This window comes from Pseudoroseicyclus sp. CXY001 (genome assembly GCF_041714655.1).
Taxonomy (GTDB): Bacteria; Pseudomonadota; Alphaproteobacteria; order Rhodobacterales; family Rhodobacteraceae; genus Pseudoroseicyclus_A.
On the sequence record NZ_CP168219.1, the window covers coordinates 758,671 to 778,994 of the forward strand.

At 69.2% G+C, this 20,324-nt stretch carries 19 protein-coding genes and 1 tRNA gene; 7 read left to right on the forward strand and 13 right to left on the reverse strand.

Features of this window, described 5'->3' with window-relative positions; all coding sequences use genetic code 11:
• Positions 1-248: 248 nt before the first annotated feature.
• The 4 genes from malG to ACAZ03_RS03840 are packed head-to-tail and all read right to left on the reverse strand — an operon-like array spanning position 249 to position 5,571.
• Complete coding sequence (malG, locus tag ACAZ03_RS03825) at positions 249-1,139, reverse strand: maltose ABC transporter permease MalG (protein WP_373356041.1); 891 nt, start codon at positions 1,137-1,139, stop codon at positions 249-251.
• Between the two features lie 23 nt (positions 1,140-1,162).
• Complete coding sequence (gene malF, locus ACAZ03_RS03830) at positions 1,163-2,695, reverse strand: maltose ABC transporter permease MalF (RefSeq protein ID WP_373356042.1); 1,533 nt, start codon at positions 2,693-2,695, stop codon at positions 1,163-1,165.
• A 41-nt stretch (positions 2,696-2,736) separates the two neighbouring features.
• Positions 2,737-3,909, reverse strand: coding sequence for a maltose/maltodextrin ABC transporter substrate-binding protein MalE (gene malE, locus ACAZ03_RS03835; protein ID WP_373356043.1), 1,173 nt, complete (start codon positions 3,907-3,909; stop codon positions 2,737-2,739).
• Between the two features lie 30 nt (positions 3,910-3,939).
• Entirely contained in the window at positions 3,940-5,571 is a 1,632-nt protein-coding gene (locus ACAZ03_RS03840; protein ID WP_373356044.1) for an alpha-amylase family glycosyl hydrolase, read from the reverse strand.
• A gap of 199 nt (positions 5,572-5,770) precedes the next feature.
• On the opposite strand from ACAZ03_RS03840, the gene ACAZ03_RS03845 reads away from it, so the two are divergent.
• On the forward strand, positions 5,771-6,844 hold the full coding sequence (locus ACAZ03_RS03845) for an ABC transporter ATP-binding protein (RefSeq protein WP_373356045.1): 1,074 nt from the start codon (positions 5,771-5,773) through the stop codon (positions 6,842-6,844).
• A gap of 310 nt (positions 6,845-7,154) precedes the next feature.
• Here the strand turns inward: ACAZ03_RS03845 and ACAZ03_RS03850 are convergent, their stop codons facing one another.
• Both ACAZ03_RS03850 and ACAZ03_RS03855 read right to left on the reverse strand, forming a co-directional pair.
• A complete protein-coding gene (locus tag ACAZ03_RS03850; protein ID WP_373356046.1) occupies positions 7,155-7,835 on the reverse strand; it encodes a GntR family transcriptional regulator in 681 nt (226 codons plus the stop codon).
• 183 nt (positions 7,836-8,018) lie between these two features.
• Positions 8,019-8,744 (reverse strand): M48 family metallopeptidase, encoded by a 726-nt coding sequence (locus ACAZ03_RS03855; protein ID WP_373356047.1) that lies wholly within the window; start codon positions 8,742-8,744, stop codon positions 8,019-8,021.
• Between the two features lie 130 nt (positions 8,745-8,874).
• On the opposite strand from ACAZ03_RS03855, the gene ACAZ03_RS03860 reads away from it, so the two are divergent.
• The 3 genes from ACAZ03_RS03860 to ACAZ03_RS03870 all read left to right on the forward strand — a co-directional run bounded on the left by ACAZ03_RS03860 (position 8,875) and on the right by ACAZ03_RS03870 (position 10,111).
• Entirely contained in the window at positions 8,875-9,207 is a 333-nt protein-coding gene (locus ACAZ03_RS03860) for a TIGR02300 family protein (protein ID WP_373356048.1), read from the forward strand.
• 117 nt (positions 9,208-9,324) lie between these two features.
• A tRNA-Ala gene (locus ACAZ03_RS03865) sits at positions 9,325-9,400 on the forward strand.
• A 171-nt stretch (positions 9,401-9,571) separates the two neighbouring features.
• Positions 9,572-10,111, forward strand: a complete 540-nt coding sequence (locus tag ACAZ03_RS03870; RefSeq protein ID WP_373356049.1) for an AAA family ATPase — start codon at positions 9,572-9,574, stop codon at positions 10,109-10,111.
• 19 nt (positions 10,112-10,130) lie between these two features.
• Here the strand turns inward: ACAZ03_RS03870 and ACAZ03_RS03875 are convergent, their stop codons facing one another.
• The 6 genes from ACAZ03_RS03875 to ACAZ03_RS03900 form a co-directional block, all read right to left on the reverse strand.
• Positions 10,131-11,060, reverse strand: coding sequence for a 2-hydroxyacid dehydrogenase (locus ACAZ03_RS03875; RefSeq protein ID WP_373356050.1), 930 nt, complete (start codon positions 11,058-11,060; stop codon positions 10,131-10,133).
• Between the two features lie 9 nt (positions 11,061-11,069).
• On the reverse strand, positions 11,070-12,209 hold the full coding sequence (gene rodA / locus ACAZ03_RS03880) for a rod shape-determining protein RodA (RefSeq protein WP_373356051.1): 1,140 nt from the start codon (positions 12,207-12,209) through the stop codon (positions 11,070-11,072).
• 1 nt (position 12,210) lies between these two features.
• Entirely contained in the window at positions 12,211-14,160 is a 1,950-nt protein-coding gene (gene mrdA, locus ACAZ03_RS03885) for a penicillin-binding protein 2 (protein WP_373356052.1), read from the reverse strand.
• Positions 14,157-14,696 carry a rod shape-determining protein MreD gene (locus tag ACAZ03_RS03890; RefSeq protein WP_373356053.1) on the reverse strand — a complete coding sequence of 180 codons (540 nt, stop codon included), beginning with the start codon at positions 14,694-14,696 and terminating at the stop codon, positions 14,157-14,159. Before ACAZ03_RS03890 ends, mrdA begins: the two co-directional genes overlap by 4 nt.
• A 435-nt stretch (positions 14,697-15,131) precedes the next feature.
• Positions 15,132-16,079 (reverse strand): rod shape-determining protein MreC, encoded by a 948-nt coding sequence (mreC, locus tag ACAZ03_RS03895; protein ID WP_373356054.1) that lies wholly within the window; start codon positions 16,077-16,079, stop codon positions 15,132-15,134.
• A gap of 38 nt (positions 16,080-16,117) precedes the next feature.
• A complete protein-coding gene (locus ACAZ03_RS03900) occupies positions 16,118-17,155 on the reverse strand; it encodes a rod shape-determining protein (protein ID WP_373356056.1) in 1,038 nt (345 codons plus the stop codon).
• Between the two features lie 378 nt (positions 17,156-17,533).
• Here ACAZ03_RS03900 and ACAZ03_RS03905 point away from each other — a divergent pair, with 378 nt between their 5' ends.
• From ACAZ03_RS03905 to ACAZ03_RS03915, 3 genes are read left to right on the forward strand one after another with little or no spacing between them, the layout of a single operon-like run.
• The gene (locus tag ACAZ03_RS03905; RefSeq protein WP_373356057.1) at positions 17,534-17,866 is read left to right on the forward strand and encodes an ArsR/SmtB family transcription factor; all 333 of its coding nucleotides are present in this window, start codon (positions 17,534-17,536) and stop codon (positions 17,864-17,866) included.
• Complete coding sequence (locus ACAZ03_RS03910; protein ID WP_373356058.1) at positions 17,863-18,321, forward strand: SRPBCC domain-containing protein; 459 nt, start codon at positions 17,863-17,865, stop codon at positions 18,319-18,321. The genes ACAZ03_RS03905 and ACAZ03_RS03910 overlap by 4 nt, the downstream gene beginning before the upstream one ends.
• A gap of 4 nt (positions 18,322-18,325) precedes the next feature.
• On the forward strand, positions 18,326-18,694 hold the full coding sequence (locus ACAZ03_RS03915; protein ID WP_373356059.1) for an iron chaperone: 369 nt from the start codon (positions 18,326-18,328) through the stop codon (positions 18,692-18,694).
• 62 nt (positions 18,695-18,756) lie between these two features.
• On the opposite strand, the gene ACAZ03_RS03920 is transcribed toward ACAZ03_RS03915, so the two are convergent.
• The gene (locus tag ACAZ03_RS03920) at positions 18,757-20,319 is read right to left on the reverse strand and encodes a 2-isopropylmalate synthase (protein ID WP_373356060.1); all 1,563 of its coding nucleotides are present in this window, start codon (positions 20,317-20,319) and stop codon (positions 18,757-18,759) included.
• Between the last annotated feature and the right edge of the window lie 5 nt (positions 20,320-20,324).

A 20,324-nucleotide genomic window follows, 5' to 3' on the forward strand; every position in this document is an offset into this window, starting at 1 on the left:
GGCGAGCGCCGGCCCGTCCCGCGGGTCGGCGCTCTGGTGGGCCTGGGCGCAGCCGGTGAGCGGGGAGGTTGGTTGCACCATAAAGCGCGCCGAACAGCCGGCAGGAGCGCCAACCCACGGGCCGGCGCTCGCCCTGCGCGGCACCGTTGGGCGGGGGGGGGGCGACGGGGTGGTGGGTTACAAACCCACCCTACGCCTGACTCCAACTGCGGGCGAACGCCGGGCTTCGGCTCGGCCCCCTCCGCCGCTCACCCCTTCACCGAGCCCTCCGCCAGCCCGCTCACCAGGTAGCGCTGGGCCACCAGGAACACCGCGGTGATCGGCACGCCGGAGAGGATGGCGGCGGCGGCGAAGTCTCCCCAGAGGTAGCGCATCTCGTTGAGGTAGAGCCGCGAGCCGACCGCCAGCGTCATCTGGTCCTGGCTGCGCAGGAGCACGCTCGCCACCGGGTAGTCGTTGATCGCGCCGATGAAGACGAGAACGAAGACCACGCTCATCATCGGCACCGCCAGCGGCAGGAAGATGTAGCGGAAGGTCTGGAAGGGCGAGGCGCCGTCGATGGCCGCCGCCTTGTCGAGCGCCGGGTCGACGCTGTCGAAATAGCCCTTCAGCGTCCAGATATGCATGACCACGCCCGACCAGTAGACGAGCACCACCGCGAGGTGGCTGTCGATGCCGAGCACGGGGCTGACCTCGCTCATGGAATCGAAGATCGCGTAGATGGCGACGAGCGCCAGCGTGGTTGGGAACATCTGGACGATGAAGAGCGAGTCGAGGAGGCCCCCCCGCCCCCGGAACCGCACGCGGCTGAAGGCATAGGCGGAGATGGTCGAGATCACGAGCACCCCGGCGCCGGCGAGGAGCCCCAGCTTCACGGAGTTCCAGAGCCAGCGGAGGACGGGGTAGGGCGGCGGCACCACCGTCCCGTCCTCCCGCGTGTAGGGGATGCCGAGGGCCAGCGACCAGTGCTCGAGCGTCGGGTTGCGGGGCAGGAGCGTGCCGACGGCGAAATTCCCCTCACGGAACGAGATCGAGAGGATCACGAGGAAGGGGAACATCACCAGGCAGATGAAGACGATGAGGAAGGCATGTGCGGCGATCTTCTTCCGCCTGAGGTCGGCCTTGCGTTCGACGATCATGCCCAAACCCTCATGCCAAACTCCTATTGAACGCGCCGCCCGGCGCGGCGGATGGCGACGAAATTGGCGTAGGAGAGCCCGGCGACCAGCAGGAAGATCAGGAGCGTGATCGCCCCGGCGAGGCCGAACTGCTGGAGCGAATCCGAGAACGCGATCCGGTAGGTGAAGCTGGCGAGGATGTCCGTCTGCCCGGCGGGGACGATGGTCCCCGGCATGTCGGGAAGGCCCCGCGTCAGCAGCAGGATCACCACCAGATTGTTGAAGTTGAAGGCGAAGCTGGCGATCAGGAGCGGCAGGAAGGGCGGCAGGATCTGCGGCAGGGTGATCGTGAAGAACACCCGCGCCGCCGAGGCGCCCTCCAACGCCGCCGCCCGCTTGTGATCCTCCGGCACCGACTGGAGGAAGCCCATGGCGAGCAGCATCATGTAGGGATAGCCCAGCCAGATGTTGACGATGAGGATCATCACCCGGGCGAGGAAGGCGTTGGAGAACCAGTCGGGCCTGATGCCGAAGAGCGCCTCGAGGATCAGGTTTATCTCACCGAAATTCTGGTTGAAGAGCCCGCGGAAGACGAGGATCGAGATGAAGGCCGGCACCGCATAGGGCAGGATCAGGAGGATCCGGTAGACCGGCTTGAAGCTCAGATGCGGCCATTGCAGCACCACGGCGAGCGCCAGCCCCAGCGCGAAGGTGCCGACGACCGAGCCGGCGGCGAAGATCACCGTCCAGAGGAAGATCGAGGCGATGGGCGCGCGGATGCCGCGCGACTGCAGGATCCTCTCGAAATTGCCGAAGCCGATGGGCACCCGCCAGCCGGGGGAGACGGCCTCGCCCGCCTCCGTCCGGTAGAAGCCGGTCGAATGGTCGGGGGTCAGGAGCGCGCCGTCCTCCGTCCGCGCCAGCACGCCGCCGGCGAGGCGCTGGTACTCCGGGGTGACGGAGGCAAAGGTCCTGAGGCTCGCATTCCGCAGGATCACCCCCTCCGGCGTCGTCAGGGCGAGGCTCTGCAGCCCGCCCCTCAGAGCGATGGCGTCGCGGCGTTCGAGGAGCTCGGCGGGTTCCTCCGCCGGGGCCAGCTCGGCCTCTTCCTCGGCCGTCTCGTCGAGGGGCACGGGCTCCGAGAGGAGCCCCGCCTCGGGCAGCCAGATCCGGTAGGCGCCGCCGTCGGGCGCCACGGCGAAGGGCTGCTCGGTCTCGGGGTTCACCGAGCCTCGCGACAGGAGCACCTCCTGCGCGCGCTCGAAGGTCAGGAGATTCAGCGAGGAGTAATTCGTGAAGCCGATCCAGATGGTATAGGCCATCGGGAAGGCGACGAAGACCAGCACGGCGGCGATACCGGGGAAGATGAACCGCTGCGCATAGAAGCGGCGGAACGAGAAGAGCAGCGCCGTGGCGACGGCCAGCGCCAGAAAGAGCGCGCCCAAGAGTGCCAGCCCCTCCAGATAGAGCCGGAAGGCCCCGTAGAGGAGCGCGAGCGAGGCGAGCGCCGTCAGGGCGATGCGCGTGAGCGCGGCGCCTGTGCTCTCGCGGAGCTGGGGCTGGGCGGCGGCGGACATGGGCAGAGGCGGCCCCGGGCGTCACCGCCCGGGGCACTGGCTCATTCGCCGAGGATCCGCGCGGCGGCGTCGTTCAGCGCCTCCTCCGCGGTCTGGGCGCCGGTGGTGATGTTGGTCATCGCCGGGGCCATGGCGCTCCAGAACGCGCCCATCTCGGGGTTGGAGGGCATCGGCACGCCGATGGCGGCGACTTCCAGCATGCCCGAGACGAGGTCGTTGTTCATCGCCTCCGCCGCGCTTTCATCCGCGAGCGCGCCCAGCATGTTGTTGCGGTTCCAGATCGCCAGCCCCTCGTCGGTGAGGAGGTAGTTCTCGATCAGCTCCACCGCGAGGTCGGCATTCGGCGAGGCGGCGTTGATCGCCAGCGCCTGCACGCCGAGGAAGGGCGGCGAGGGCTCGCCGTTCACCGTGGGGATGGGCGCGACGCCGAAGTCGATGCCGGCGGACTCGAGCCCGCCCCAGGCCCAGGGGCCGTTGAGGACCATCGCCACTTCGCCGTTGTTCATCGCGCCTTCCATCACGCCGTAATCGACGCCCTCGGGCATGACGCCGGTCTCGATGAAGCCCTCGAGCACCTCGGCGCCCGCGATGGCGCCGGGGGTGTTCACGCCGGTATCGGTGCCGTCATATACGCCGTCGACCTTCTGGAAGGCATAGCCGCCGCCGGCCATGAGCATCGGCATGGTGAAGTAGATGTTGTTGTAATCCCAGAGGATCGGGCGGATGCCCTCGGCCATCTCCATCTCCGGGATCTCCTCGAAGCTCGCCGGCGGCGCGTCGATCAGATCCTTGTTGTAGATGAGGTGCACGGCCTCGACGAAGACGGGATAGCCCCAGAGATCGTCGCCGATCTGCAGCGCCTCGAGCGCCGAAGGGAGGACGCCGTCCAGCCAGGCCTGGCTCGCCGGCAGCGGCTCCAGAAGCCCGCCCGCGGCCCATTCGCCGAAGCGGTCATGCGCCCAGAGCACAATGTCGGGCCCGTCGCCGGTGGCGGCGGCCTGCTGGAACTTCGTGGGCAGGTCGGGGTCGACCACCTCGACCGTGACCGGCACGCCGAGATCGTCGATGAAGGGCTGCACGGCCTCGCGCAGGGCCGCCTCGTCGCGGTTGGCGCCGACCCAGATGAGCAGCTCGCCCTCGCTGAGCGCGAAGGCGGGCATGGCGGTGGTGGCAAGAAGCCCGGCGGCCGCGACGGCCGCAAGTCTGTTGGTCATATCATCCTCCCTCGGGGAGGAGAGGGGCCCTTACGCCTCCTCCGTAACCTCCCGCAGGGTCAATGTTAGCGCTCCCTGCGATTCGAGGAAGACAAATCCGCGCGGCGGCAGATCGAGCGCGGTGCCGTCCAGATCAAAGGTGCCGGGCCCGACCGGCGTGCCGGCGCCGATCAGCGTCAGCGCCTGCGGCTCGGAGGAGAGGTTGAAGACGCCCGTGAGGTTGGCATCGCCCCAGACCCGGCGGATGGCGAGCACCGGCTCCGGCAGGTCGATGAAATCGGCCTCGCCGAGGCGCAGCTCGTCGCGCTCGCGGCGGAAGGCGAGCATGGCGCGGTAGGCGTTGAGGACGCTGTCGTCATCCTCCTCCTGCCGGTCGACGGCGCGGGCGGCCTGCTCGGGCTTCACCGGCAGCCAGGGCTTGGCGTCGGAAAACCCGCCGTGCTCGGCCTGGGCCGACCAGACCATGGGCGTCCGGCAGCCGTCGCGGCCCTTGTATTCCGGCCAGAACTCGATGTTCGCCGTGTCCTGCAGCTCCTCGAAGAAGATGTCGGTGTCCGTCTGCCCGAGCTCCTCGCCCTGGTAGATGCCGAGCGTGCCGGGGAAGGAGGCGAGAAGCGCGATGGCCTGTTTCGCCACATCCTCCGTCGCCTCGCCGGGCTTCGTCCAGCGGCTGACGTGCCGCTTCACGTCGTGGTTGGAAAAGCTCCAGCAGGGCCAGCCGTCGGGCGCCTTGTCGAAGAACTTGGCGATGCGGCTCTGGAAGTGCTTCGCCGTCTGGTCGGGGCCGAGGAATTCGAAGGAATAGGCCATGTGCAGCCGGTCCTCGCCCGTGGTGTATTCGGCCATGATGTCGATCTGCCGGCCCATCTCGCCGACCTCGCCGACCATCATCCGGGCGCCGTATTTGTCCGTCAGCGCGCGCAGGCGCTTCAGGATGGCGATGTTCTCCGGCTGGGTCTTGGAATGGATCTGGTCCTGCGCCTCGTAGGGATTGACCGGGAAGTGCTGCCAGTCCGACGGCGGATTGTCCCGCAGCTTGGCGTCATGGACGTAGAAGTTGACGGTATCGAGCCGAAAGCCGTCGACCCCGCGCTTCAGCCAGAACTCCATGGAGTCGAGCAGCGCATCCACCGCCTCGGTGCAGTGGAAGTTGAGATCCGGCTGCTCCTTGAGGAAGTTGTGCAGGTAATATTGCCGCCGCCGCGGATCGAACTCCCAGGCGGAGCCCCCGAAGATCGAGAGCCAGTTGTTGGGCGGCCCGCCGTCGCGCTTGGGGTCGGCCCAGACATACCAGTCGGCACGCGGGTTGTCCTTCGAGGCGCGGCTCTCCTGGAACCAGGGGTGCTCGATCGAGGAATGCGACAGCACCTGGTCGATGATGACCTTGAGCCCGAGCTCATGGGCCTTCGCCAGCATCGCGTCGAAATCCTCCATCGTGCCGTAGAGGGGGGAGACGCCGGTGTAATCCGAGACGTCATAGCCCATGTCGGCATCGGGGGAGGTGAAGAAGGGCGACAGCCAGATCGCGTCGACGCCGAGCGAGGCGACATGCTCGAGCCGCGAGGCGATCCCCGGCAGGTCGCCGATGCCGTCGCCGTTACTGTCCTGATAAGAGCGCGGATAGATCTGATAGATCACCGCATCGCGCCACCATTCCCGCATAGGTCCCTCGTACTTCGCAGCGTCTGCCAGGGCGGATGGCGAGCTGCCGGCTCCGCTTCGGCGGGCACCTTTACCCGGTCAGGGGCGAGGTCAACCCCCGAGGGGCCGATCCGGGGCCGATCCGGCCCCCGACCGCCGCGATAGACAGGCCCCTGCCGCAGGATTAGCCTGACGCTAGGGACGGCGGGGGAGGAAAGCTGTGCTCGATGGCAGCAGGCAGGTTGCGCTGAAGGCGGAGGCGCTCACCAAGAGCTACGGCGGGCTCAAGGTCCTCCATGGCATCGACATGGAGATCGGGGCCGGCGAGTTCCTCGTTCTCGTGGGGCCCTCGGGCTGCGGCAAGTCCACGCTTCTCAACTGCATCGCCGGGCTGGAGGAGATCACCGAAGGCCGGCTGATGATCGGCGGCCGCGAGGTGACGGGCGAGCCGCCCGCGGCGCGCGACATCGCCATGGTCTTCCAGAGCTACGCGCTCTACCCGACGATGAGCGTCGCGCAGAACATTGGCTTCGGGCTGAAGATCCGCCGGGTGCCGAAGGCCGAGGCCGAGGCGAAGGTCCTGGAGGTCGCGAAGCTTCTGCAGATCGACCATCTGCTCGACCGGCTCCCCGCCCAGCTCTCCGGCGGGCAGCGGCAGCGGGTGGCGATGGGCCGGGCGCTGGTGCGTGAGCCGGCGCTCTTTCTCTTCGACGAGCCCCTGTCGAACCTCGATGCCAAGCTCCGCGTGGAGATGCGGGCCGAGATCAAGCGGCTCCATGCCGCGACCGGGACGACGATCGTCTACGTGACGCACGACCAGATCGAGGCGATGACGCTGGCGAGCCGGATCGTGGTGCTGAAGGGCGGGGTCGTCCAGCAGATCGGCACGCCGGAAGAGATCTACGACCGGCCCGCCAACACCTTCGTCGCCGATTTCATGGGCTCGCCGCCGATGAACCTCGTGCCCGCCGAGGTGGCCAGGGGCGGGCTCGCCATGGGCGAGACGCGGCTGGAGATGCCGGTGCCAGCGGGGATGACGGGGCGGGTGATCCTCGGCATCCGGCCCGAGCATCTGGCGCTGGCGGAGGAGGGGCAGGAGGCCGACCTGCGGCTGAGAGCGCTGATGGTCGAGAACACCGGCGCGGAGGCCTATCTGACGCTGGCCCTCGGCGAGGGCACGATCACCGCCCGCCTCCCCGGCCGGCTCCATGTGGCGGAGGGCGAGGAGGTCGGGCTCCGCCTCGACCGGCGCGCGCTTTGCCTCTTCGATGCGGAGACAGGGGCGCGGATCTGATGAGCCCCTCGCATTCGGGGTAGGGTGGGTTTGTAACCCACCGCCGGCTCAACGCATGAGCAATGCCCCGCCCGGTGCGCGCCGAAGGCGCAGGGCGAGCGCCGGCCCGTCCCGCGGGCTGGCGCTCTGGTGAGGCTGGGCGCACCGGTGAGCGAGGGCGGAATTGCACCATAAAGCGCGCCGCTCGGGCCGCAGGAGCGCCACCCCCCGGGCCGGCGCTCGCCCCGCGCGGCAGCGTTGCAATAGGTTGAGAAGGGGAAGGTGGGTTACAAACCCACCTTACGCCCGGGCCGGACCGTCGGCGGCCCGGCTACCCCTTCAACATCCGCAGCCCCTGCGTGACATCCGCCCGCACCGCCAGCCGCAACCCCGGCTCGTCGCCGGCCTTCAGGGCCGCGAGGATCAGCCGGTGGTGCTGCGGCGGGTCCGTCCGGCGGAGGCGGGCGTAAAGGGCGCGCATGGTCGGGCCGAGCTGCAGCCAGACCGTCTCCGCCATCGCCAGGATCGCCGGGGCCTGGGCGCGAAGGTAAAGCGTCCTGTGGAATTCGAGGTTGGTGCGCAGATAGCCCGTCGCGTCGTGCCGGCCGACCATCTGGCTGACCGAGGCGTTGATCGCCTCCAGCCGGTCGATCAGCGCGAAATGCGCGCGGGGCAGGGCGCGGCTGGCGAGCTCGGGCTCGAGCAGCGCCCGGAGCGTCGCCAGCTCCTCGATCCGCTCGTTGGAAAGGGCCGGGGTGGAGACGCGGCCGGAGGCGGAGAGCGACAGCGCCCCTTCGGCCACCAGCCGCCGCACCGCCTCCCGCGCCGGGGTCATCGAGACACCGAAGCTCTTGCCGATGCCGCGCAGCGTCAGCGACTGGCCGGGCGTCAGTTCGCCATGCATGATTTGCCCCCGCAGCGCGCGATACACCCGGTCATGCGCCGCGCCCGTCTGCTCGGGGCGGGCGATGTCGGGGGCGCGGGGCGCGTCGGGGCGGGCGGTGAGGGTCATGGGCGCATGTGATCACAAATCCTGCGCCCGTCAATCGACGGTTAACCGGGCTTGGTCGCCACCCCCCCTTGGGATCCCCTTTCATCTGGCCAAAAATACCTCCGGGGGGTCGCCATTGGTGGCGCCATTGGTTCGAGCCCCAATGGCGACGGGGCTGGCCCCCCGGCCTCTCCACCATCCCGGTCAGTCCAGCCGCAGCCGATGGAGCTCATGCCCATGGCGCTTCAGCCAGCGCCGCGCCGCCGCGTCGCCGGGAAACATCTCCCGCACCAGCGCCCAGAAGGCCGGCGAGTGGTTCATCTCTGCCAGATGCGCCACCTCATGGGCCGCGACGTAATCGAGCACCGATGGCGGGGCGAGCACGAGGCGCCAGGAGAACATGAGGTTCCCCTCCGACGTGCAGGAGCCCCAGCGCCCCTTGGGATCGCGGAGCGTGATCTTGCCGTAGCGCCGCCCGAGCGCCGCGGCATGGGCGTCGCTCGCCGCATGAAGCCGGGCGCGCGCCTCCTCCTTCAGGAAGACCTTCAGCGCCGGGGCGAGAAGGCCCTCCGCCTCCGGCACCTCCAGCGCGCCGGGCCTGGCGCGGACATGGCGGACGGGGGCGGGCTCCAGCACCACCTCCTCCCCGAGGAAGGGGATCGTCCCCCCCGCCACGGGCCGCAGCTCCGGCGAGAGCCCGGCGAGCTGCGCGCGGAGCCAGGCCTCCCGCTCGCGGAGGAACGCCAGACCCTCCGCCTCCCGGGCGCGGAGCGGCAGCGTCAGCACCGCCTCTCCGGTGACCCGGCTGACGCGCAACGTGTAGCGCCGCGCCCGGGCCGAACGCTTCAGCGCGACGCTGAGCGGCGGATCGCCCGGCAGAAGGGTATGTGCAGCGGCGGAACCTCGGCCGCCCAAAGGTTTTGACACCATGGGGTTCATATGGCAGAGGCCGTGAATCCGTTGCAAGGCCTCGCGACCGCCGAGTCGCCCGGGCCTCCCGATCACCCGGCCGGACGCCGCTTCGCGGCCGGCCCGCCGGACCACCAGGACGAGGACATCCATGCCCAAGGAAGAATGGGGAACAAAGCGCATCTGCCCGACCACCGGCAAGCGGTTCTACGACATGAACCGCGACCCGATCGTCAGCCCCTACACGGGCCAGGTCGTCACCATCGACCCGGCCAAGAACCGCACGATGGTCGCCGATGCCGAGGATGCGCAGACCAAGAAACTCGCGTCCCGCGACAATGACGACGAGGAACTGCTGATCGAGGACGACGACGACGAAGACGTCGATCTCGGCGATGACGTCCTCGAGGAAGATGACGACGACGACGATTCGGTCTCCTTCGAGGAGCTGGGCGACGTCGCCGGCAAGGACGACGAGGACTGACCTAACCGGGGCGGCGCCCGCCGCCGCCCCGACACTGGCCCTGCCCGGGATTTTCTGCTTGATCTCGCATGGGCCGCCGCATAGAGAGCGGCACGCGCCCGAAAGGGCGCTCCGGATGGGGCCTTAGCTCAGCTGGGAGAGCGCTTGCATGGCATGCAAGAGGTCAGGGGTTCGATCCCCCTAGGCTCCACCATCCTCCCCCCAGAAAGCACCTGACAGGTCTGGCCTTTGCGTCAGAGACGTTGCCTCTGCCGCGCAGACGGGGTGCTGTTTGCCCTCCCAACTCTGATGCTGCCGCGATCCACGCCCTCGGCGTCTCGACCGCCCCACAGCGCCCCTCCCCAGCTACCCCCAAGGATGCCCCATGAGCGACCATTTCTTCGTCGTGACGGGCGGCCCCGGTGCGGGCAAGACCAGCCTGATCACCGAGCTCGCCCGCCGCGGCTTTCACACGATCCCCGAATCCGGCCGCGCGGTTATCCGTGAGGAGATGGCCAGCGGCGGAGACGCCCTCCCCTGGGCGGATCGCATGGCCTATGCCGAACAGATGCTGGCGCGGGACCGGCAGGCGCATCAAGGCGCGGCGGGGCTGCGCTGCCCGGTGATCTTCGATCGCGGCATCCCGGATGGGATCGGCTATCTGCGGCTCTGCGGGGCGCCGGTGCCCCCCGCCATGGCCGCCGCCGCGCGCGCGCAGCGCTACAATCGCCGTGTCGTCTTCGCGCCCTATTGGGCCGAGATCTTCGCGCAGGACCCTGAGCGCCGGCAGGGCCCGGCAGAGGCTGAGGCGACGGGCGCGGCGCTCCGCGACACCTATGCCGGCCTCGGCTACCGGCTCGTCGAGCTACCGCGGGCCAGTGTAGCGGCGCGGGCCGACTGGATGATCGCCGAGCTCGGGCTCTGACACCGCCCTCCCGGACGCCTCAGTAGCCTGCCTCCCTGTCCACCAGATGGAGGAGCGGTTCTCCCGCCTCCATCCGCCGGATGTTCTCGGCGATGACGGCGCTCGCCGTCTCGGGGCGGGTCTCCGCAGCGATATGCGGGGTGACGGTGACGCCGGGATGCGCCCAGAACGGATGATCGTCCGGCAGGGGCTCCACCCGGAAGACGTCGAGCGTCGCATGGCTGAGCCGGCCCTCGTCCAGCGCCGCGAGGAGGGCCTCGTCGTCCAGCACCGTGCCGCGGCCGGGGTTCACCAGCGCGGCGCCGGCGGCGAGGCGGGCGAGGGCGGCGGCGTCCAGCATCCGCTCCGTTTGCGGCGTCTGCGGCAGGAGCGTCACAAGGATCTCGGCGCCGTCCAGTGCCTCCGCCAGCCCATCGGAGCCACTGAGGCAGCGGATCCCCTCCACCGCCTTCTCCCGCCGGCTCCAGCCGGTCACGTCGAAGCCGAGCCCGGCGAGGGCCCTCGCGCAGGCGGCGCCGAGGGCGCCGAGGCCGAGCACCGTCACGCGCCTGTCCCGCGCCAGCTTCGGCGAGACATTCACCCAGGCGCGGCCCGGGTTGACTATATGCGCATCCATCCCGAGGTGATGGCGCAGCACGTGCCCCGCCACATATTCCACCATCCCCCGCTCGAGCCCCCCATCGACCATCCGCGCCAGCGGCAGGGTCAGCGTCGGGTTCGCCACAATCCGCTCCACCCCCGCCCAGAGCGACAGGACGGCCTTCGCCCGGGTGAAGGGGGTGAAATCCTGCAAGGGGCCGGAGGGGGCGTAGACGATGTAGTCCACGGCCTCCGGCGGCAGCTCCGTGCCGATCTCGGCCGTCAGGCCCTTTGCCTCCAGCGCCGCCTCAAGATGCGACAGATAGAGCTCGAACTGCCCCGGGCGGGCGGAGAAGAGGAGGCGCAGCATGGACTTGGCTCAGCGTGGCTTGTGGACATGGGCGGATTGCATCAGCCCGAAGCCGAGCAGCAAGATCAGCATGGCCGATCCGCCCCAGGAGACGAGCGGCAGGGGCACGCCGACGACGGGCGCGAGGCCCATCACCATGCTCATGTTCACCGCGAAGAACAGGAAGAAGGTGGCGGCGATCCCGATGGTCAGCAACGCCGCATAGCGGTCGCGGTTGGTCAGCGCCGAGGAGATGCAGAAGACGATGATGAGGGTATAGAGCAGCAGCAGCCCGAAGGCGCCGATGAAGCCGAATTCCTCCGCCAGCGTCGTGAAGATGAAATCGGTGTGCTTCTCGGGCAGGAAGTTCAGCCGGCTCTGCGTGCCTTGCATGAAGCCCCGCCCGGCCCAGCCGCCGGAACCGAGCGCGATCTTCGCCTGGGTGATGTGGTAGCCCGCCCCGAGCGGGTCGTTGGCGGGGTCGAGGAAGGTGTCGATCCGGCGGTACTGGTAGTCTTCGAGAAGCTGCCAGGGCGTTCCCCGGCTCTGGAACACCGCGAAGACGGCGCCGACGCCGACGGCGATGACGGAGGCGAAATAGGCCCAGTGGACCCCGGCCGCGAAGATCACCGCCCCGCCGCCGAGGAGGAGCAAGAGCGCCGTGCCCAGATCCGGCTGCGCCAGCGTCAGAAGGACGGGCAGGATGATGAGGATGAGCGGCAGCGCCACGAAGATCGGGTTGGAGACCCGCGTGGCCGGCAGCCAGTCGTAATAGGCCGCGAGCATCATCACGAGGCTGATCTTCATCACCTCGGACGGCTGGAGCTGGATGAAGCCGAGGTCGATCCAGCGCTGGGCGCCCATGCCCACCTCGCCGAAGAAGTCCACCGCCACCAGCAGCGCCAGCGCCGTCAGATAGGCGAGGACGGACATGTTCCGCCAGAACCAGATCGGCACCATCGCGACGATCAGCATCCCCACCATGCCCACGCCGAAGCGCTTGAGCTGCGGCAGCATCCAGGTCTCGGCATTCCCGCCGGCGACCGAGTAGAGCATCAGGAAGCCGAAGGTGGCGACCGCGCAGATGAGCAGGATCACCGCCCAGTTGAGGTAGAGCAGCTTCCGCGGCCCGGTCGGCACATATTTGGTGTTGTACTCGAGATAGGACATCTCAGGCTCGCGTCGTCGCCGTGGCGCCCTGTGGCGCGAGCCCGCGGATATGCTCCTGCTGCTCGGCGATGCGGCCGCGGAGGTTGGACGGGTAGACGTCGAGCGGCGGGTCGCCGTCGTAGAGCGCCTGCAGCGTGATGTCGCGCGCGATGGGGCCGGTGACGGAGGAGCCGCCGCCGCCATGCTCGACCACCACGCAGACCGCGAAGCGCGGATTGTCATAGGGCGCGAAGTCGACGAAGAGCGCGTGGTCGCGCCGGTTCCACGGCAGATCCTCGTTGGAGGTGACGCCGCGCGCCCGCTCTTCCGGGGTGATCCGGCGGACCTGGCTGGTGCCCGACTTGCCGGCGATCTTGGCCTCGTCCACCACCGTGCGGCTGCCGTAGCCCGTCCCCCGCTGGTGGTTCACCACGTCGAACATGGCGGCCCGGAGGCGCCTCAGGTTGTTCTCGTTCAGCCCCATCGGCTCGCCGGCGCCCGAGGGCTGCTCGATGCCGTCGATGGTGTGGACGAGCCGCGGCGTCACCGAGCGGCCGGTGGCGACGCGGGCGGTCATCACGGCGAGCTGCAGCGGCGAGGCCAGCACATAGCCTTGGCCGATGGAGGCGTTGACGGTGTCGCCGATCCGCCAGTCCTCGCCATAGCGCTCGCGCTTCCAGGCGCGGTCGGGCGCGATGCCGGAGGTGATGGCCGACAGTGGCAGCTCGTGGCGCACGCCCAGCCCGAAGCGCCGGGCCATCTCGGCGATCTTGTCGATTCCGACGCGCTGGGAGGCCTCGTAGTAATAGCAGTCGCAGCTCTGCTTGATGCTCTCGTGGAAGGTGACATTGCCATGCCCGCCGGAGCGCCAGCAGTGGAAGCGGATGCCGGAGATATCCGTGTAGCCGCCGCACCAGATCGTCTCTTCCGGCTCGACCTCGCCGGCCTCGAGCGCGGCGAGCGAGGTGACGAGCTTGAAGGTGGAGCCGGGCGGGTAGCCGCCCGAGACGGCCTTGCCGGAAAGCGGCACATGGTCGTTGCTCAGCAGATCGTTGTAATCGGCGACGGAGATGCCGCGCACGAAGAGATTGGGGTCGAAGGAGGGGGAGGAGGCGAGGGCGCGGATGTCCCCCGTCTCGACATCGAGCACCACGGCGGCGGCGCTCTCGCCCTCGAGCCGCGCCTGCACGTAGCGCTGCAGGTTGGCGTCGATGGTGAGCTGGATGTCGGAGCCGGCGTCGCCCTCCTCGCGGTCGAGCTCGCGCATGACGCGGCCGAGGGCGTTGACCTCGATCCGCCGCGTGCCGGCGGCGCCGCGCAGCTGGTGCTCCATCCGCGCCTCGACCCCGGTCTTGCCCACCTGGAACTTGGGGATCTGCAGAAGCGGGTCGTCATCGCCGACGAGGTAGCCCTCGGTCAGGTCGTAATCCGACACCGGCCCCACATAGCCCACCACATGGGCGCTGTCGGAGCCGAGCGGATAGGTGCGCGACAGGCCCACCTCGGCGGTGATGCCGGGCAGGGCCGGGGCATTGGCGGTGACCTTCGCCACATCCTCCCAAGAGACGCGCTCGACGATGGTGACGGGCACGAAGGGCGAGCGGCGGGCCATCTCCTCCTTGGCGCGGGCGACGAGCTCGGGGTCGATCTCGACGAGCCGGGTGAGGCGGGCGAAGGCCGCGTCGATGTCGCCGGCATCCTCGCGGGTGATGACGATCCGGTAGTTCTGCTCGTTGCCGGCGAGCAGCACGCCCTGCCGGTCGAAGACCAGCCCCCGCGCCGGCGGCAGGATGCGCATGTTGATGCGGTTCTCCTCCGCCAGCATGCGGAACTCGTCGGCATGGTCGACCTGCATGGAATGCATCCGCCAGCCGAGCACGCCGACGACGCCGGCCTGCAGGCCGCCGAGCACCATGGCGCGGCGCGAGAAGCGGCGCTGGATGAGGGCATCGTTTCGGGTCGGGCGTTTCATATCCTGTGTCCCAGTGAATCGACCTGCCCCGGCGCCGGCCGCGTCACGCCGAAGAGCCAATGCGCGGTGATGGCAGCCAAGGGGTAGATGAGCGCGGTCAGCAGTGTTTCCGAGGCGGTGAGCGACAGGGGCGGGCGCGGCGTCATGAAGAGCCCCAGGAGCAGCCGGTAGCCGAGCGCGGTCACGGCGAGCCCGGCGGCCACCGTCAGCCATTCCTGCCCGAAGGAGGCGGAGCGCAGCGTCCCCGACCGCCGCCGCAGCCATTCGGTGAGCAGCAGCACCATCAGGGCCCAGAGCCCCGGTGGCCGCTGGAAGACGATGTCGGCGGTGAAGAAGACGATGGCGACGAGCGCCGCCGGCATCAGGTCCGGCCGCCGCGCCGCCCAGAGGAGCGTGAAGGCGAGAAGCAGGTCCGGCGGCGCCCAGCTCTTCGGCAGGGTGTTGAGCGGCAGGAGCCGCAGGAAGATGAGCACGAGCGCCAGGCAGAGGAAGAGCCCCCGCCCGATCCAGACGCGGCTGACGGGCGTGGACATCATGGCGCTGTCCTCCCCCGGGCCGGTGGGTTGAAAACCCACCCTACGCCCGGGGCAACCCGTTGCGCAGGGGGGTAGGGTGGGTTTGCAACCCACCACACGGCCGATGCCAGGGTGCACCCTTGCCGCCTGAGCCCCCGCCCGGTACGCGCCGCAGGCGCAGGGCGAGCGCCGGCCCGTCCCGCGGGCTGGCGCTCCGAGAGTGCGCGCAAAGCTCCGAGCGAGGATGTGGCGGCACCATAAAGCGCGCCGCTCAGCCGTCGGAGCGCCATCCCCCGGGCCGGCGCTCGCCCTGCGCGGCACTGTTGGGCCGGGTACAGGGGCTGCCGCCCCCGCGCCCCCCCGTCTTTGCTCCCGAAAAATCCTCGGGGGGAGTCGCCCTTCACGGCGACGGGGGGCAGACAGGCCCCCTCGGGCGCCAGCAAAAAGGAGATGCGCTCAGCCATTGGTCCCCCCCGCCAGCTCTTCCATCAGCGCCTCGGGCACCGTGGGGTCGGGCACGTCGGGTTCGGGGATCGTATCCTCCGGCACCACCGGCACGATCAGCGCGCCGGGGTCGGTGATCTGCTCCGTCTCGGGGCTGCGGAGCACGCGCAGGAACTCCAGCCGCTCGTAATCGGCGGCGAGCCGGGCGCGGAGGCGCCGGTCGGTGCCGAGCGCCACCTGGCCGACCAGAAGGTCGGGCGGGAAGAGCCCGCCGTCGCCCGCCGTGACCACCCGGTCTCCCGGCCGCACGACATCGGCATCCTCTATGAAATCGAGCGCCGGGTTGATCGTGTTGTCGCCCGTCAGCACCGCCCGCTGGCCCGAGGGCTGGATCACCACCGGGATGCGGCTCGAGGCGTCGGTGAGGAGGATGACCCGCGCCGTGGTCTGCCCGACGCCCGAGATCCGCCCGACGAGGCCGATCCCGTCCATCGCCGGCCAGCCGTCGAGGATGCCGTCGCGCGCGCCGACGTTGAGCAGCACCGACTGCCGGAAGGGCCCGCCCGAATCGGCCAGCACCACGCCGGTGACATGGGTGAGCTCAGGATCGAGCCGCACGTTGTTGAGGTCGCGGAGCTTGGCGTTTTCCTGATCGAGCTGCAGCGCCGCCTCGCGCCAGGCGCGCATCCGCTGCAATTCGCGGCGGAGCTCCTGGTTCTGCTCGGCGAGCTGGGCGTAGCTCTGGAAATCGGCGACGAGATTGGCGAGCCCGGTGACCGGCGCCATGGCCCAGTCGAAGCTCGGCACCACCTTGTCGATCACCGCGGCGCGGAAGCGTTCCACCCGGGGCGAATCGATACGCCAGACGAGGAAGGTGAGCGCCAGCGCGAGGCAGAGGAGCCCGATCAGCAACCTGCGGATCGGGGTGACGTAATCCTCACCTCGACGGTCCTGGGCCAAGGGCCTCTCCCATTCCGCAGGGGCGCCGGCGCCCCCGCTCAGCTGTCGTAGTCAATAACGTGCCGGAGCTGCTTTTCATATTCCAGCGCCTTGCCCGTGCCGATGGCAACACAATTGAGCGATTCATCGGCGACGGAAATGGCGAGCCCGGTCTGTTCGCGAAGCGCGAGGTCGAGCTGGCCGAGGAGCGCGCCGCCACCAGTGAGCATGACGCCCCGGTCGACGATGTCGGCGGCGAGGTCGGGCGGCGTCGCTTCCAGCGCGGTCATCACCGCCTCGCAGATCTGCTGGACGGGCTCGGCGAGCGCCTCGGCGACCTGCGCCTGGGAGATCTCGGTCTCCTTCGGCACGCCGTTCAGAAGGTCGCGGCCGCGGATATGCATCGACTGGCCGCGCCCATCATCGGGCATCCGCGCCGTGCCGATGGAGGTCTTCACCCGCTCGGCCGTCGCCTCGCCGACGAGGAGGTTATGCTGGCGCCGGAGGTAGGAGACGATGGCCTCGTCCATCCGGTCGCCGCCGACGCGGACGGAGCGGGCATAGACGATGTCGCCGAGCGACAGCACGGCCACCTCGGTGGTGCCGCCGCCGATGTCGACGACCATGTTGCCCGTGGGGTCGGTGATCGGCATACCCGCGCCGATGGCGGCGGCGATGGGCTCGGCGATCAGCCCGGCGCGTCTTGCGCCGGCGGAGAGCACCGACTGGCGGATGGCGCGCTTCTCGACCGGCGTGGCGCCGTGGGGCACGCAGACGATGATCTTCGGCTTCGAGAAGGTCGAGCGCTTGTGAACCTTGCGGATGAAATACTTGATCATCTCCTCGGCCACGTCGAAATCGGCGATGACGCCCTCGCGCATCGGCCGGATGGCCTGGATCGATCCGGGGGTGCGGCCGAGCATCAGCTTGGCGTCCTCGCCAACGGCGAGCACCTTCTTCACCCCGTCCTTGACGTGATAAGCGACAACGCTCGGCTCCGAGAGCACGATGCCGCGGCCCTTGACGTAGACCAGCGTGTTCGCCGTGCCGAGGTCGATGGCCATGTCGGAAGAGAAAAGCCCGCCCAGTCCGATCATCTCAGCTGTCCCCGCCTGCAAAATTGTTCCCTGGCCCGCGACTCCCCCCGGGCCCGCAAGCAGGGTGCTTATAGGGTGGAGCCGGCCCGGGCGAAAGGGAGGGTGGCGATCACTTGGGCGGGATACCGCCCTTGGGGGGAAAGGCCGGGGGGCTTGCCAGCCCCCCGGACCCCCTGGCCCGGGGGGCGCTCGCGCCCCCCGAGACCCCCCTGAGGATTTTTCGGGAGTAAAGACCGGGGGGCGTCGAAGGTGATCGTCCAGAGGATCTTCTCGCCGGAGCCCTGAAAGGGGCAGCGCAAGCCGGAGGGCTCCGGCTTTAATATTCCACTTCAGCTATGTTCCGAATCAGCTATATGAAGGGCAACGAAAGAGGACACCATGCAGCTCGATGCCACCCTCACAGCGCTCAGCGACCCGACGCGGCGGGCGATCCTTCTGCGTCTGGCGGAGGGGGAGGCCACCGTGGCCGAGCTCGCCGCGCCGCATGATCTGACGCAGCCGACGATCTCCAAGCATCTGAAGGTGCTGGAGGCGGCGGGGCTGATCGAGACGCGCCCCGATGCCAACCGCCGGCCGCGCCGGCTCGTGCCCGGGGCGCTCCGCGAGCTCTCCGACTGGGTCGAGCAGTTCCGCCGGATCTGGGAGGGCCGCTTCGACAATCTCGACGACTTCCTACGCACCGAGCCCCCCTCGAAAGGACAGGGAAGATGACCCCCACCGAGACCGAGACCGAAAGCGCGTTCGAGATCGACCGCGCCGCCCACACGATCCGCTTCTCCCGCCATCTCCCGGCGCGGCCGGCGCGCGTCTTTGCCGCCTGGACGGACCCGGCGAGCGTGACGCAATGGTGGGATCCGACGGGCGCACCGCTCGCCGAATGCGAGATCGACGCGCGCGAGGGCGGCGCCTTTCGCTTCGTGAACCAGGGCCACCCGGATCACCCCTTCGTCGGCACCTACACGCGGCTCGACCCGCCCAATGGCTTCGACATGGCGGCCATGGGCGCCACCTCGCAGACGCGCTTCACGCCCGAAGGGCAGGGGACGCGGATGGTGATGGAGATGCGCTGCGCCTCCGCCGAGCATCTGGAGCAGTTCCTGAAGCTGGGCATCGCCGAGGGCACGGCGAAGACGCTCGCCAATCTCGGCGCCCATCTGGCGGGCTGACCCGATGCCGGCGCCCGAGAGCATCGACGCCTATCTGGTGGGCCTCCCCGAACCGGCCCAGGGCGTCATCGCCGAAATCCGCCGGCGGATCGCCACCGCGGCGCCGGAGGCGGAGGAGACGATCCGCTACGGGATGCCCGCCGTGCAGATCGGCGGGCGGACGGTGATCCATTACGCCGGCTGGAAGGCCCATGCGGGGCTCTATCCGGTCTACCGGGGCGATGCCGCCTATGAGGCGGCGCTGGCACCCTGGCGCGACAAGAAGGATACCGTGCGGCTCCCCTACAAGGCGGAGCCGTTCCCTTGGGAGATCGTCGAGATGATCCTCGCCGCGCGGCTTGCGGTGATGCGGGCGGGGGGCGGCGGCGTCTAGGGCCGGATGACGAGGCGGGGTGAGCCCCACCCGACGCCGGCGGCGCGGGTGGGGCCTTTCCCTCAGCCGGCGTCCTTGTAGCTGACGCCCTTCACATCCGCGCCCGGCGCGCTCTTCTCGCGGCGGACGAGCAGGCGGTTGATGGCGTTCACATAGGCCTTGGCGGAGGCGACGACCGTGTCGGTATCCGCCGACTGGCCGGTGGCGATGCGGCCCGCCTCCTCGAGGCGGACGCTCACCGTCGCCTGCGCATCCGTACCCTCGGTCACGGCGCTGACCTGATAGAGCTGCAGCCGCGCGCCATGATCGAAGATCGCCTTCACCGCGTTGAAGGTCGCATCCACCGGCCCGTCGCCGGTCGCCGAGACAGACTGGTCTGTCCCGTCGAGCTCGATGGTCATCTCGGCCTCGGCCTTCACGCCCATCCCGCAGCTCACCCGCAGCGATTTCAGCTTCAGCCGGTCCTCCACCGCCTCGTTCTGGCGGACGAGGGCGACGAGGTCCTCGTCATAGACCTCCTTCTTGCGGTCGGCGAGCTCCTTGAAGCGGACGAAGACGTCGTTGAGCTGGTTTTCCGCCAGCTCGAACCCCAGCTCCTTCAGCTTCGAGCGCAGCGCCGCCCGGCCCGAATGCTTGCCCATGACCAGCGAGGTGGCGGTGAGGCCGACATCCTCGGGGCGCATGATCTCGAAGGTCTCGGCATTCTTCAGCATGCCGTCCTGATGGATGCCGCTTTCATGCGCGAAGGCGTTCTTGCCGACGATGGCCTTGTTGAACTGCACGGGGAAGCCCGAGACGGTGGCGACCCGGCGGGAGATGTTCATGATCTTCCGGGTGTCGACGCCGGTGTGCCACGGCATGATGTCGCCCCGCACCTTGAGCGCCATGACGACCTCTTCCAGCGCCGTGTTGCCGGCGCGCTCGCCGAGGCCGTTGATGGTGCACTCGATCTGCCGGGCGCCGCCCGCGACGGCGGCGAGGCTGTTGGCCGTCGCCATGCCGAGGTCGTTGTGGCAATGCGTGGCGAAGATTACCTCGTCGGCGCCGGGCACGGTCTCGATCAGCCGGCGGATCAGGTCGGCCGATTCCACGGGGGCCGTGTAACCGACCGTATCGGGGATGTTGATCGTCGTGGCGCCGGCCTTGATGGCGATCTCGACCACGCGGCAGAGGTAGTCCCACTCCGTCCGCGTCGCATCCATCGGCGACCATTGCACGTTGTCGCAGAGGTTGCGGGCATGGGTGACGGTCTCGTGGATGCGCTCGGCCATCTGGTCCATGTCGAGATTGGGGATGGCGCGGTGGAGCGGCGAGGTGCCGATAAAGGTATGGATGCGGGGGGAGCGGGCGTGCTGCACCGCCTCCCAGCAGCGGTCGATATCCTTGAAATTGGCGCGGGAGAGGCCGCAGATCGTGGCGCGCTGTGCCATCTTGGCGATCTCGGAGACGGCTCGGAAATCGCCCTCGGAGGCGATGGGGAAGCCGGCCTCGATGATGTCGACGCCCATGTCGTCGAGCATCGCGGCGATCTCGAGTTTTTCCTCATGGGTCATGGTGGCGCCGGGGCTCTGCTCGCCGTCGCGCAAGGTGGTGTCGAAGATCAGGACGCGGGAATTGTCGGTCATCTGAG